Source organism: Mucilaginibacter pineti (assembly GCF_900101875.1).
Taxonomy (GTDB): Bacteria; Bacteroidota; Bacteroidia; order Sphingobacteriales; family Sphingobacteriaceae; genus Mucilaginibacter; species Mucilaginibacter pineti.
Genome location: NZ_FNAI01000014.1, coordinates 37,442 through 51,671, shown reverse-complemented (window position 1 = coordinate 51,671; position 14,230 = coordinate 37,442). Strand labels below are relative to the sequence as shown.

Below are 14,230 nucleotides of genomic sequence, written 5' to 3'. Positions count from 1 at the left end.
CCATACAATTGCTTGATTGTTTAATTATAAATCTATTTTTATGCAAAAAATAATAACCAGTTCATATAAATTTAACAGCTTATGAGAAAGCTCTTCATAGTATCGTTCATTATTCTTTTTACAGCAGTAGCCGGGTGGACAATCATTTGGAAGCCAGCTGCATGGTCGTTCATTATCCTGGTGCCTATATATGCCGTTGGTTTTTATGACCTGGTGCAAAAGAAGCACAGCATCGTTCGCAATTTTCCGGTTTTTGGTCACCTGCGCTTTTTAATGGAAGATTTAAGACCCAAGATCTATCAGTATTTTGTGGAGAGCGATACCAACGGCACGCCATTTAACAGGCAAAACCGTAGCGTAGTTTATCAGCGAGCCAAAATGGTTGATGATACGCGCCCGTTTGGTACCGAGCTGGATGTTTATGAAAACGGCTACGAATGGCTTAACCACAGCATAGCAGCTATAGATCATCATAAACTGGATATGTCGCCACGGGTAAAGGTTGGCGGACCGGATTGTACACAACCTTATATGGCCAGCGTATTCAATATCTCGGCCATGAGCTTTGGCTCACTTAGTCAGAACGCAATCCTGGCGCTCAATGGTGGTGCTAAGCTTGACAATTTTGCCCACAATACCGGTGAGGGTGGCTTGAGCGATTATCACCTGCAACCGGGCGGCGATATTATATGGCAGATAGGTACGGGCTACTTTAGCTGCCGTAAAAAAGATGGCACCATTGATTTTGACGCTTTTGCTGAACGTGCTGTATTACCACAGGTAAAAATGATAGAGATAAAGCTATCCCAAGGCGCCAAGCCCGGCCACGGAGGTATTCTGCCGGCGGCTAAGGTAACGCCGGAGATTGCAAGGATAAGGCTTGTAGATATGGGGGAAGATGTAATATCGCCGCCATACCATACTGCGTTCACTAACCCCATAGAGCTTACCACATTCATTAAAAAACTACGTGAGCTTTCTGGCGGTAAACCAATTGGTTTTAAGCTTTGCGTGGGCCACAAGAGCGAGTTCCTGGCTATTTGCAAGGCAATGGTGAAAACCAACATCTACCCCGATTTTATTACCGTAGATGGCGGCGAAGGGGGCACAGGCGCAGCCCCGCTGGAGTTTTCCAATTCTGTAGGTATGCCGTTACGTGAGGCTTTAGCCTTTGTATATGATGCTTTAACCGGTTTCAATATCAAACGTAAAATAAAACTGATAGCATCGGGCAAGGTGGCTACGGGTTTCGACCTGGTGAAGAATTTTGCTTTGGGTGCCGATATGTGCAACAGCGCCCGCGGAATGATGTTCGCGTTGGGTTGTATTCAGGCGTTGGAGTGTAATACGAATACCTGTCCAACCGGCGTAGCCACCCAGGATAAAGACCTGATGCGTGGCCTGGTGGTTGATGATAAAAAAGTTCGTGTAGCCAACTTTCACAAAGCCACGGTAGGTAGTGCCATTCAGATGATCGGGGCGGCTGGCCTTACCAAACCCTGCGATCTGCATCGCTTGTTCATCTATCGCCGCATAAACCATAGCCAGATCCAGACTTATGGCGAACTGTTTCCCTACATCCCTAAAGGTAGTTTACTGAATACACCTTATCCGTCGCACTTTGAACTGGATATGGCTATCAGTAGCGAAAATACCTTTGTGCCCGATTATACTAAGGTAACAACGGTTGATTATTCGAATATAAGTTCGTATTAACCCAGCTTGTCACAAGTTATTTGCTGATTATTCTCCATTTTGTCATTCTGAGGTACGAAGAATCTATTCGTAAACTTTGCTTGCCGGCGAATAGATGCTTCACTACGTTCAGCATGACAAATATTTTTGCGATAGAAACAAAAAAGGGGGCACAAGCCCCCCTTTTTCAGTATCAAATATAGTTTCAGCTTACAAAGCCAATACTTCTTTTACGCGTTCAGCAGCTTCTTTTAATAATATAGCTGAGTAAACTTTTAAGCCTGAGTTATCGATCAGTGCTTTTGCTTCGGCAGCATTTGTGCCCTGCAAACGAACGATAATTGGAACCGGGATATTACCGATCTCTTTGTAGGCATCAATTACACCCTGGGCAACACGATCGCAACGAACTATACCACCAAAAATATTGATCAGGATAGCTTTCACGTTCGGGTCTGAAAGGATGATGTTGAAACCGGCTTTAACAGTTTCGGCATTTGCAGTACCGCCAACGTCAAGGAAGTTGGCAGGTTCGCCACCGGCAATTTTAATGATATCCATAGTTGCCATAGCTAAACCGGCACCATTAACCATACAGCCCACGTTACCGTCGAGCTTTACATAGTTAAGGTTTGATTTGCTTGCTTCAACTTCGGTTGGGTCTTCTTCATCCGTATCGCGCATTGCAGCGTAATCCGGGTGACGGTATAATGCGTTATCATCAATATTAACCTTGGCATCAACAGCTAAAATTTTGTTATCAGATGTTTTTAATACCGGGTTAATTTCAAATTGCGAAGAATCTGTAGCATCGTAAGCCTTGTATAAGGCGGCGATGAATTTGGTCATATCCTTAAACGCTTCGCCAGACAGGCCAAGGTTAAAAGCTATTTTACGGGTTTGGAAACCTTGTAAACCAACTTTAGGGTCAATTTCTTCTTTAAATATGAGCTCGGGAGTTGAGTGTGCAACCTCTTCAATGTCCATACCACCTTCGGTGCTGTACATGATAATGTTACGGCCTTTTGCCCTGTCAAGCAAAACGCTCATGTAAAACTCTTTGGTTTCGCTTTCGCCAGGATAGTAAACATCCTGTGCTACTAAAACCTTCTTTACCTTTTTACCCTCTGGGCCGGTTTGTGGGGTAACCAGTTGCATGCCAATAATGTTACCGGCAATCTCTTTAACCTGATCGTGGTTTTTGGCCAGCTTTACGCCACCGCCTTTACCACGGCCACCAGCGTGGATCTGTGCTTTTATAACTACCCAGCTCGATCCGAGGTCTTCTTTCAATTTTTGGGCAGCTGTAACAGCCTCTTCGGGTGTATCTGCAACTATGCCTTCCTGTACTCTTACGCCAAAGCTCTTTAATATCGCTTTGCCCTGATATTCGTGAATATTCATGCTTTTTGAAGAATTTGCGGTAAATCTACAATTTTGTTTGAAAGGTAAGGGACCGCAGCCTACTTTATTTGGTTTAGCAAGAATAATTAACAATGTCTTTACAATTAGGTGCGAGGAGCGGGGAGCGGGGGGGCAGTGGAGAGGGTAATGGATCGAGGCTCGGGTTGCGAGGATCGAGGGATGAGTTTCCGTAATATATTTTAACGCTCTTAAAGTATATTCAATTAGTTTATAAACTCCGTCTTCATACCAAATCGCAATTGCCACCACCCGAACCTCGAAACCCGAACCGCGCAACTTGTTCCTCGCTCCTCGAACCTCGCTCCCCGCACCTAAATCACCACCAACATTTAATCCAAAAAAAGCTAACTTTGCGTATGCTTAAAGCCAAATCTATCCATAAATCATACGGGCAGCTGCAAATATTAAAAGGTGTTGACCTTGAGGTACAAAAAGGCGAGATCGTGACCATTGTTGGCGCATCCGGCGCGGGTAAAAGCTCCCTGCTTAATATTATGGGTACTTTAGACAGGCCCGACTCCGGTCAGCTGTTTATTAATGACATAGAATTGAGCAAGCTGAGCAATAAGCACCTCAGCGATTTCAGGAACCGTAAAATTGGTTTTATCTTCCAGTTTCATCATTTGCTGGCCGAATTTACCGCGCTTGAAAATGTTTGTATCCCCGCTTTTATTGCCGGTGTATCCCGTTCCGAAGCTGCTAAGAAAGCAAAGGAACTGCTTGACTTACTGGGATTAAAAGACAGGATAAGCCACAAACCCAATGAACTATCGGGCGGCGAGCAGCAGCGGGTTGCCGTGGCACGTGCTCTTATCAATAGCCCCTCACTTATATTTGCCGATGAGCCATCGGGTAACCTCGATTCGGTGAACGCGTTGGAACTGCACGAGCTTTTTATTAAGTTGCGGAAAGATTTTAACCAAACATTTGTAATTGTGACCCACAACGAAGATCTGGCCAACCTGTCTGACCGTACCGTGGTAATGAAAGATGGTTTAATAGTTTAAATAGCAACTATAATATTGAATATACTGATAACCGCGGCAAATTCTGCATCTGCCTATCGCCTCAAAAATCAACTAAGCGACAATAATATTATCATGGGCGATTATATGGACCTGCCCGATTTTATGTTGAAACCCGGCAAAATGGTACGCCTTCCAGATCCTAAATCGGTAAGTTATACGCATGAAATGTTAACTTTATGCCTGGATCTGGGTGTGGAGGCCTTATACCTGTTGCGCCCGCAGGAAATGGAGTTGATAAAGCAATCTGAAATATTATTTAATGAGTACCAAATAAAAATTGTGGCCGGGGTAAATGAAATATAAAGATATTGATAAGCGTAAAATCGCTTTTATTTTAGAGCTGGATAACGTGCTTTATCCCGAAAAGGATTACCTATACCAGGCCTATTACCTTTTTGCCAATATGCTGGAATATGTAGACCAGCTTGATGCCAAAGAAACAACCAATTTAATGACGGCTACGTATATGGAATACGGAGCGGGCGAGGTTTTTAATAAAGTTGCAGAAAAGTTTCCCGTAGCGGCAAAATACCGTGAAAATTTTGATAACTTGCTGATAACTGCTAAGCTGCCGTTAAAGCTGCTGTTGTACCAGAATATGCTGAGCCTGTTACAGGAAGTGGTTGTTGACCGTAAGAAATTATTTATTGTGACGAATGGTAATGTGCAGCAGCAAATGAATAAAATTAAACAGGTAGAATGGCACGGCCTTGAAAAATACCTTATCTGCTATTTTGCCGAGGAAACCGCTGCCAAACCCGAGCCTGATGTTGTAACGCTATTAATGCAGGAGCATAATTTGCAAAGGCGCGATATTTTAATGATCGGAAATTCAGAAACCGATAGTTTATGTGCCGAAGCCGTTGGACTTGACTATTTAGGTGTTGACAAGTTTTTATAATATCTGGTGTAACATACTTATTTATAAATCGTTATCTTATTTATAATTTATATCAAATGAAAAAAATTCTTTACTTAACTATAATAGTAACTGCAGGGTTTTTAGCTGCCTGTAAAAAAAGCAGCAAAACGCCGGTTGATACATTGCCTACAAGGATTAATCATGATGAGCTTAACCGGATAAAAGATTCGGTTTATCTATTCACTAAAGAAGCCTATTTATGGTACGATGCCATACCTGATATGGCTACATTCAATCCGCATTCGTTTGCAGCATCTACAGATGTTGGTGAACTTACCAGCGAGGTTGACGCGCTATCGCAGTATAAAATAAACCCGGCTACAAGTAAGCCGTATGAGTATTATCCAAGCGACCCGGGTACAGCCAAGTATTCGTTTATTGATGATGGCACGGTATCGGGCGAATTGGGTGGTACAAATGGTGATTATGGTTTTTCGGTTTTATACCAGGAAAAAACAGACCTGCGTATAAAATATGTATATCCAGGTTCGGCTGCTGATAAAGCAGGTGTAAAAAGGGGGTATCAGATCACTAAAATAAATTCCCGCACAGATATCGACTATGATAATAGCAACGGGCCAAATTTAACTTATGTTGTGAATGCCATCTTTAACAGTAAAGCTGTTAACTTAACGTTACGCAGGCCAGATAACACTACATTTGATGTTAGTTTGAATGCCGGTAACTATACCATTAACCCTGTTTTAACTTATAAAACCATTGATCTGGGCAATGATAAAAAAGTAGGCTATATTGTGTTTAACACTTTTACTGTTCCTGATAATGCAGGCCCTCAATTGCTTAAGGCCTTCAATCAATTCACCACGGATAAAATTACCGACCTTGTTGTAGATCTGCGTTACAACGGTGGTGGTTCGGTAGCTACTGCGCAATATCTTGATGATTTGATAGTGCCGACTGCAAAAAACGGTACCGAAATGTTTACAGAATATTATAACGATAAGCTGCAGAACGATATCTATCCTATGTTGAGCAAAAAGTATAAAATTGACAAAGGAGATTTTGCGCCGGCAAATAACCGTGCAAATTTTGCAAAAGTTGGTACTTTGGATATCAGTCGTGTATTTTTCATCATCACTGGTTCAACAGCATCTGCAAGTGAGTTAACCATCAATAACCTGCGCCCGCATATGGATGTTAGGTATATTGGCAGTACAAGTTATGGTAAGCCGGTAGGTTTCTTTGCTATAGACATTGGTCAGTTTCAATTATACGTTCCGGAGTTCGAAACTAAAAATTCGGCTGGTGTGGGTGGCTATTATGCAGGTATGACTCCGGGAACAACAGACTACCCGGGTAAAATTGACGATGATGATGTAACCAAAGATTTTGGCGATACAACAGAAGTATTGCTTAATCACGCTATAAACTATATTAAACGCGGTGTTTATGACGTTGCAGGTCCTAAAGTGCAGAGCCTATCAAAGTCGACAACTATGACCGCAGACCAAAAAAGACAGATGACCCTAAAACTGGATGAACACCTGTTTAAAGGCATGGTGGGTAAAAAGAACTTAGTACTTAAAGAGCTTCCGCGTAAATAAAAACGTTGTTGCGATAAAGCAAAGGGCAAAAGATTTCATCATCTTTTGCCCTTTTTTATGCAGGGTAGCCCATTAGTAAACAGATTAAGCATAGAAGTGCAGGGGCTTGTGCGATTCCCTCGTTTGGGAGGGTGGAGGGAGGGGTTTCAGCATAAGCAAAGCGAACAAACCCCTCCCTGCCACTACACAATCCTACTCGCCCCTCCCCAAGGAGGGAAGAACAGCGGCGAAACTAACGGCATTGCCTTTTCATGGGTTATTATCTTTTTATGGGTAATAAAATAAGCTAATTAATCGGTCAGTTCGCGTAAATCCACGGGCACAACGCGGGAGATACCTTGCTCAACCATAGTTACACCATAAATTACATCGGTGCTTGCAATGGTGCGTTTGTTGTGCGATACGATGATGAACTGCGAATCTTTAGAGAAGGTACGGATGATGTTATTGAATTTATCAATATTGCTGTCATCCAACGGTGCGTCAACCTCGTCAAAAATACAAAATGGTGCGGGTTTAAGCAGGTACAGCGAAAACAGAATGGCCGTCGCCGTTAACGTTTTTTCGCCGCCCGATAATTGATTGATAGACAATGGGCGTTTGCCTTTAGGCTTGGCTATGATATCAATATCCGATTCCAGCGGATGGTCAGGGTCTGTCAGGATCAAATCGCAGGAGTCTTCGTCATTAAACAACGAACGGAACACCTTGATAAAGTTTTCGCGCACCATGATAAAGGCGTGCATGAACTTTTCTTTAGCCGTATCGTCAATCTCCTGAATGGTAGCCAGCAGTGATGCTTTGGCTTCGCTCAGATCTTTCTTTTGCGCCTGGATAAAGGTATAGCGCTCATTCATTTCGTTATAAGCCTCAACCGCCATTGGGTTTATGGCGCCAAAATCATCCAGTTGTTTTTTTAGTTTTTCGGCTTTTTCGCGCAAGTCGTGTTCGCTTTCGTCAACCGGGGTTTCATTTTCAGGCAGTTCTTCAATATCAACATTAAACTCAACAGAAAGCCGTTCTTTCAGGGCGTTCAATTCCAGTTTAAGGTTGTTTCGTTCCTCGCGCAGCTCATTTTCAACAAGTTCGCTGTTATCCTTTTTACGCCGCAGGGCAGTTATTTCATTCTCGTTTTCGGTGATGATGCCGCGCCATTGGTAATATTCCTGTTCGGCCTGTTGGGTGGCTTTTTCCAGGTTTTCCTTTTGTTCGTACATCTCCAGCAGGCTATCGTCGGAGTTATCGGCTTGTTTCAGGTTATCCTGTATGGCAATTTTTACCTTCTCTAACTCACTGCTGTTTTGTTTAATGCGGCTTTCCAGGCTTTCCTGCTGTGTATCGCGGTAATCCAGATCTTTAATCAGTCCCGAAACCTTATTTTGCTGCTGATGAAAACGGATGTTTTCCTGGTTAAACGCATTCGACTGTACCGATACGTACTCGTTCAGCTCATTAAAGGCAGCCTGCTTTTCAATCAGCAAATCGTTTTGAATTTCCTTTTGGGTTTTCAGTTCGGCCAATTGAGGGTGCAGCACCGTCATTTCGTCCTTAATGCCTGCTATTTTGCGGGCGATATCGTCTTTACGATTAAGGCTGTTTTCAATAAAGGTTTGATATTGCTCCTGCCGGGTTTTAACGGTGATCAGTTCGGTGTTTAGCCGGTTAATGATCATCTGTTGCTCGTTGATCTCCGCGCTTTTGGTGGATGATCTTAGCGCTGTCAATCGGCTCTGCAATTCATCCGATTTGCTTTTTTGCGCATTAACCAGGTTCTCGATGACCTTTATTTCCCGTGCAAGGTTCTCCAGGTTTTTAGCCCGACCGATCCGCTTACCCTCAAACAACCCAACCGACCCACCGGCCATGGTATGGCGGGATTTATTGAACTTACCGCTTTTACCTATCAGCACAACACCATCTGGTAGGGCGGCGTTGTTTATTTGCTGGTCCTTGTCATCGTCTATCAGGTAAACATCTTTAAGCAGGTGGTTACATAGCCGCGTATATTTTTTATCAACCTCAATAACCTGCAATGCCGAAACCGCACCTGCATTTTCAAAAACAGGGTTAACGGGGCTTATCTCCGCATAGTTTTCCAGGATGAAAAAGTGTGCCCTTCCACGTGCCGAATTGCTCAGCAGCTGGATGGCTTTTATGGCCTCATCATAATTTTCAACCACATAATAGTTCATTAGTGGTTCAAGGTAGTTTTCAATGGCTACACGAAACTCTTCCTTACAAAACAGCACGTCGCTAAACAGCGGCGCGTTCTTGGCCCAGTCGGTATTTTTCTTTAAAAAGCGGATAGATTCCGGGAAGCCTTCCAGGTTATCAACCATACTTTTGGTAAGGTTGTATTCGTTTTGCTTAGCGTCCAGCTTGCGGCTTTCTTTAATAACGGTATCCTTAACCAGGTTAAGTTCGGTATCGGTTTCGGCAATCTGTTCCTTCAGCTTGTTCTCCGCTTCAAGTGCCGATTGGTAATCATAGTCCAATGATTCTTTACGGCTTTCCAGTTCGGCAACCACCTGGTTAAAGTGCGAAAGTTCCACTTCTTTATTGGTGGTATCTTCCATATTGCGCTGGCTTTCCTGTTCCAAAGCCTGCTGTTGAATTTGGAGGATATCCAAATCTTTTTCGGCTTTATAAGCCTGGTTTTGCAAACGGGTGTTGATGCCCGTAATCTCCGTAAGTTCGTTACGGGCCGATGATTGCTGTAACCTCAGCTCGTCTACCGCTTCTTTAAGCTCAGCAACGCGACTTTGGATAGTTTGCAAAGCTTCATCTTCCAGCGCTTTTTCTTCGCTTAGCCGTTTGATATTATAAAATACGTGGTTAAGCTGGTTTTTATCTTTATCAAGTTCTTCGGTTAACCTCGACTCTTTATCCTGTTGAAATTTCAGCTGCTCATTCTTGATCTTTTTCTCACTTTCGTAAGCGCGGATCTTCCCTACAAACTCGTTAGTTGTTTTTTGCTGTACCGATAGATTTTTCTCTTTGGTTATGCTATCCAGTTTTTGCTGCTGCAGGGCTGCTTCCAGGGTATCTATCAGGGCTACAATGCCCCCTTTATCAGCCTTTTGAAGTAGTTCCTGGGCCTCAATTTTTTTAAGCGATTCACTGAACGAAACTATGCGGAACGAGGCCAGCATAATGCTGAGCGTTTTGTATTGTTCTTTTATGCGATAGTAACGCTCTGTTTTTTTGGCTTGGTTTTCCAGCGTTTTCAGGTTCTTTTCTATCTCGAAAAGCAGATCCTCTACGCGTTCCAGGTCGGCTTCGGTATCTTTTAGCTTGTTGAATGTTTGCTTTTTACGCAGCTTGTACTTTGATATGCCCGACGCTTCCTCAAACAAATTACGGCGCGAGCCCTCTTTGTTGGTGATAATCTCGTCGATCATCCGCAGTTCGATGATAGAGTAGGAGTCGGAGCCGATGCCGGTATCCAGGAAAAGATCAGTAATATCTTTCAGGCGGCATTGTACATCGTTAAGGCGGTACTCACTTTCGCCGGTGCGGTAAAGCTTGCGGGTAAGGGTAACCTGCGAGTAATCAGTAGGCAGTACGTTTTTGGTATTGTCAAAAGTAAGGGAAACCTCGGCAAGGTTGGCAGATTTACGGCTCTTGGTTCCGTTAAAAATAACGTTATCCATTTTCTCCGACCGAAGCATACGGGTGCTTTGTTCGCCCAACACCCAGCGTATAGCATCAACCACATTTGATTTTCCACAGCCGTTGGGGCCTACAATAGCAGTTACACCCTCATTAAAATTAATGGTGATCTTATCGCCAAAACTCTTAAAGCCCTTGATTTCTAAGCGGGTAAGCTGCATTTATTGTGTTGTATCCTTGCAAAAATTTAACCTTCAAAGTAATCATAAAAAAATGATTATTCTAAATTTTTATTAGGAGTTTGGGAGTAAGGATTATTGGAGCAAGGACAAAGGATTAATGCGGCGTTCTTGTCATGAAAAATGGATTTTCAAATTTTCAAATCTCCAAATTTTCAAATTAAATCTACAAATGCGTATTACTCCTGAACAGCTTTATCGCTATCGCCAGCAAAATTATCCCGAACGATTTACGCAGGATACTTAACCCCACAGGGCCCAGCAGTTTTTCTATCCACTTCACATTCTTTAATACAAAGTAAACAACGATGGTATTCAGTACTATACCTACCAGGATATTCTGGGTTTGATATTGGGATTTCAGGGAGAGGAGTGTAGTCATGGTCCCAGCACCTGCAATCAGCGGGAAAGCCAGGGGGACAATGGATGCAGAGAGCGGTACTTCTTCCTTAAAAAAGTCGACGCCTAAGATCATTTCCATAGCTATAATAAATATAACCAGCGAACCGGCTATAGCAAACGAAGCTACATCAAGCCCAATAATGGCCAACAGTTCATCGCCTACAAACAAGAAAACCACCATTAAAATCAGTACCGCTATGCTTGCCTTTTCCGATTCGATATGCCCAACGCGCTGCCTTACCTGTATAATTACAGGGATGGCGCCCAAAATATCAATAATGGCAAAAAGGATCATGGTAACGGACAGGATCTCCCGGAAAACTAATTGATGCATGGCTTTAGGGTTTTACTCTCTACGCTTTAGGCGAAAACTCAACAAAAGTGCGATTAAAATATAACATGAAGATAAAAAGAAAACGCTATGTACCGAAATCAAAGCAGCAAATCCTGCGGTTACCGGGCCCAATGTTTGCCCTATAGAAGCGTATGACTGATTTATACCCAGTATTTTGCCTTGTTCATTGTGATCAATATGGTCGGCAATAATGGCGTTGATCATTGGGTTGCGTAATCCGTTGAATAAACCGTAGATACATATACAAGTAATAAAGGTTATAAATGCGTTGGTGAGGCCCGTTACAAACATGGCGGCCATACAAAGCGCGGTAGACAGCAGCAGGATCATTGACTTGGACGAAAGCCATTTGGTAAGCAAGGGAACGGAGAGCTGCATAATGATTCCGCTGATCCCAAAACCGGCATATAATAAACCTATTTGGGTTGGGGTAAGTTTCAGGATATCTACACTAAAGGTTTGAAAACCGATGATCATGGTGAACTGCGCCATCGTGAGCATAAAACCCGTAAATACGGCTATGCCAATTACCGGTCGCTTTAAGGTGGTTATTAATGCCGAAAGCTTGAAATCGGTTTTAACGTCCTTCTTCTTTTTTGCATCCGGTGGATTGGTTTCTTTGAGGATAAAAATTGTACATAAAGTACCGATCAGCGAAATTCCTGCAGCAAAAAAGAAAGGCACCTGTGGGCCAAACCTGTTGAGCAAACCGCCAATTGCAGGCCCTATCACAAAGCCAAAACCAAACGCCGAGCCAATGATGCCGAACTTTTTTGCCCTGTTCTGCGGCGTGGCGGTATCTGATACCATGGCCTGCGCTACAGACACATTGCCACCGGTTATCCCATCTAAAATACGGGCGGCAAAAAGCATAAAGATATTGCCAGCCCAGGCAAATAGCAGGAAGGAAAGGCAGGTACCTGCAAGACTTATGGCCAGTAAAGGTTTGCGTCCCCATGTGTCAGATAGGGAACCGAGTATTGGGGTGGCAAAAAACTGCGCTATGGAAAATGATGCGGTGAGGATTCCCAGGGTTTCGCCGGTTACGCCAAACTTTTTGCCGTAGGTGTATAGCACCGGCACAATAATGCCGAAGCCCAGCGAATTGATAACGCAAACAAATACTAATACCCAAAGATTTTTATCGGTTTTTAACATACAACTCTTGCCACTCGGGTATTAAAAAGATAAGGTAACAAAAAAGGTTCTGAAAAATCAGAACCTTTTTTAAATATGATAAATTAAGAACCCTATAAGTGCGGGTTCAACGGATCTTTAGGAACATTCACGATACCCTTGCGAATCAGTGAGTGTTTTTTACTGTAGGCAAAATAAACAACAAAGCCAATAGCCATCCATATAATTAAACGTAACCAGTTGTCTTTACCAAGGCCAAGCATCATTAGTAAACAAACAGAAGCGCCTAAAATAGGTACAAATGGTACCCATGGCGTACGGAAAGGACGTGGTGTGTTAGGGTCAGATTTTCTTAATATCATTACACCGATACAAACCAGCATAAAGGCAAATAAGGTGCCAATACTCGTCATATCTCCAACCACATCCCCTGGCACAAATGCCGCAAAAACGCCCACAAATCCAAGGAAAACAAGGTTTGATTTATAAGGTGTTTTAAACTTAGGGTGTACCGCCGAAAATACAGGAGGAACCAATCCATCTTTAGACATGGAGAAAAATACCCTTGATTGTCCTAACAGCATCACCAATATTACCGATGAAAATCCAAACAAAATAGCAACAGTTACCAGTAAAGATAACCAGTGGTAGCTATGCATATAGGTTTCAATTGTATAAGCAACAGAGGCTTCTTTACCGGCCGCTTCAAATTCTTTATAGTTGGCTACACCTGTTAATACATGGCCAAATAAAACGTATAATACTGTACAAATAGCAAGTGAAACCAATATACCTATCGGCATATCTTTTTTCGGGTTTTTAGCTTCCTGGGCTGCTGTTGATACCGCATCAAAACCAATAAATGCAAAGAAAACTACACCGGCAGCACTCACAATACCTGACCATCCGAAATGCCCGAAATCATGCGTGAAGTAATCCAGAAAGCTTTTATGGCCTTTAAAAAAGTCCATTTCGCCTGCGTTTACAGGTATGTAAGGCGTATGGTTTATGGGTTTCATAAAGCCCCAGCCAATACCTATAAAAAGTACTACAATAGCTACTTTTACAATAACAATAATGCCGTTTAAAGCTGCTGACTCCTGCGTACCGCGTATTAAAACTAATGATAATACTACTATGATAAACAGGGCAGGTAAATTAATGATACCATGAACGCCGTTTAATGATTGAAACGGAGAGTGGCAATATTCATAGGGAATGGATACCCCGAAATTTTCTATGAGTTTATTCAAATATTCAGACCATGCTATTGATACAGTTGCTGCTCCTACAGCGTATTCAAGTACAAGATCCCATCCTATTACCCAGGCAACAACTTCGCCCATGGTGGCATAAGAATAGGTGTAAGCACTACCTGCAATAGGTATCATTGATGCAAATTCCGCATAGCATAAACCGGCCAAACCGCAACCTATAGCGGCAAGTATAAATGCCAGTGTAACAGATGGTCCGGCATGATCGGCAGCGGCGGCGGCAGTTCTTACAAACAAACCTGCACCAATTATAGCACCTATGCCCAGTGCAATCAGATTCCCCGGACCTAAGGTGCGTTTTAGCGTACCTTCACCGGTTTGAGCAGCTTCTTTTAATAATAAATCAAGAGGTTTCTTAAATCGCATAGTTTTAATTAAATATTTAATAAAATCAGTCTGCCCAAACATACTTAAATTTATTTAAAACGTAAAGGGCAGAATGTAACAACGGGAGCAGAGAAAATGCCCAAATTATAGTTTGAAAAGGCGGTTATTTATAAAGAGGGTAAAATATTGCTAAAGATGGATAACTATCTCATTTGTAATAACGGAATGCTGAATAACGTGTAATTCTGC

10 protein-coding genes are annotated in these 14,230 nt (G+C 42.7%); 5 read left to right on the top strand and 5 right to left on the bottom strand.

The features are described from left to right. Positions 1-81: 81 nt before the first annotated feature. Positions 82-1,716 (top strand): FMN-binding glutamate synthase family protein, encoded by a 1,635-nt coding sequence (locus BLS59_RS24105; RefSeq protein ID WP_091153559.1) that lies wholly within the window; start codon positions 82-84, stop codon positions 1,714-1,716. 189 nt (positions 1,717-1,905) lie between these two features. On the opposite strand, the gene sucC is transcribed toward BLS59_RS24105, so the two are convergent. Next, positions 1,906-3,366: an ADP-forming succinate--CoA ligase subunit beta gene (gene sucC, locus BLS59_RS24100; protein WP_394330854.1), complete on the bottom strand. Its 1,461-nt coding sequence runs from the start codon at positions 3,364-3,366 to the stop codon at positions 1,906-1,908. A 110-nt stretch (positions 3,367-3,476) separates the two neighbouring features. Here sucC and BLS59_RS24095 point away from each other — a divergent pair, with 110 nt between their 5' ends. Genes BLS59_RS24095 through BLS59_RS24080 form a run of 4 tightly spaced genes read left to right on the top strand, consistent with a single transcriptional unit; the run spans position 3,477 to position 6,635 of the window. After that, positions 3,477-4,127: an ABC transporter ATP-binding protein gene (locus BLS59_RS24095; protein ID WP_091153553.1), complete on the top strand. Its 651-nt coding sequence runs from the start codon at positions 3,477-3,479 to the stop codon at positions 4,125-4,127. 15 nt (positions 4,128-4,142) lie between these two features. Further along, entirely contained in the window at positions 4,143-4,451 is a 309-nt protein-coding gene (locus BLS59_RS24090) for a hypothetical protein (RefSeq protein WP_091153549.1), read from the top strand. Beyond that, a complete protein-coding gene (locus BLS59_RS24085) occupies positions 4,441-5,049 on the top strand; it encodes an HAD family hydrolase (RefSeq protein WP_091153546.1) in 609 nt (202 codons plus the stop codon). Before BLS59_RS24090 ends, BLS59_RS24085 begins: the two co-directional genes overlap by 11 nt. A 56-nt stretch (positions 5,050-5,105) precedes the next feature. Then, complete coding sequence (locus tag BLS59_RS24080; RefSeq protein WP_091153542.1) at positions 5,106-6,635, top strand: S41 family peptidase; 1,530 nt, start codon at positions 5,106-5,108, stop codon at positions 6,633-6,635. A gap of 290 nt (positions 6,636-6,925) precedes the next feature. On the opposite strand, the gene smc is transcribed toward BLS59_RS24080, so the two are convergent. The 4 genes from smc to BLS59_RS24055 all read right to left on the bottom strand — a co-directional run bounded on the left by smc (position 6,926) and on the right by BLS59_RS24055 (position 14,020). After that, positions 6,926-10,468, bottom strand: coding sequence for a chromosome segregation protein SMC (gene smc / locus BLS59_RS24070; protein ID WP_091153535.1), 3,543 nt, complete (start codon positions 10,466-10,468; stop codon positions 6,926-6,928). Between the two features lie 184 nt (positions 10,469-10,652). Next, entirely contained in the window at positions 10,653-11,222 is a 570-nt protein-coding gene (locus BLS59_RS24065) for a MarC family protein (RefSeq protein WP_091153531.1), read from the bottom strand. A 12-nt stretch (positions 11,223-11,234) separates the two neighbouring features. Beyond that, a complete protein-coding gene (locus tag BLS59_RS24060; protein ID WP_091153527.1) occupies positions 11,235-12,401 on the bottom strand; it encodes an MFS transporter in 1,167 nt (388 codons plus the stop codon). A gap of 92 nt (positions 12,402-12,493) precedes the next feature. Further along, on the bottom strand, positions 12,494-14,020 hold the full coding sequence (locus BLS59_RS24055) for an amino acid permease (protein WP_091153914.1): 1,527 nt from the start codon (positions 14,018-14,020) through the stop codon (positions 12,494-12,496). Positions 14,021-14,230: the final 210 nt, after the last annotated feature.

What these genes read in the sequence shown, in the direction of transcription:
- BLS59_RS24105 (WP_091153559.1), top strand. Translation starts at nt 82, where the DNA reads ATGAGAAAGCTCTTCATAGTATCGTTCATTATTCTTTTTACAGCAGTA.
- BLS59_RS24095 (WP_091153553.1), top strand. Translation starts at nt 3,477, where the DNA reads ATGCTTAAAGCCAAATCTATCCATAAATCATACGGGCAGCTGCAAATA.
- BLS59_RS24085 (WP_091153546.1), top strand. Translation starts at nt 4,441, where the DNA reads ATGAAATATAAAGATATTGATAAGCGTAAAATCGCTTTTATTTTAGAG.
- BLS59_RS24080 (WP_091153542.1), top strand. Translation starts at nt 5,106, where the DNA reads ATGAAAAAAATTCTTTACTTAACTATAATAGTAACTGCAGGGTTTTTA.
- smc (WP_091153535.1), bottom strand. Translation starts at nt 10,468, where the DNA reads ATGCAGCTTACCCGCTTAGAAATCAAGGGCTTTAAGAGTTTTGGCGAT.
- BLS59_RS24065 (WP_091153531.1), bottom strand. Translation starts at nt 11,222, where the DNA reads ATGCATCAATTAGTTTTCCGGGAGATCCTGTCCGTTACCATGATCCTT.
- BLS59_RS24060 (WP_091153527.1), bottom strand. Translation starts at nt 12,401, where the DNA reads ATGTTAAAAACCGATAAAAATCTTTGGGTATTAGTATTTGTTTGCGTT.
- BLS59_RS24055 (WP_091153914.1), bottom strand. Translation starts at nt 14,020, where the DNA reads ATGCGATTTAAGAAACCTCTTGATTTATTATTAAAAGAAGCTGCTCAA.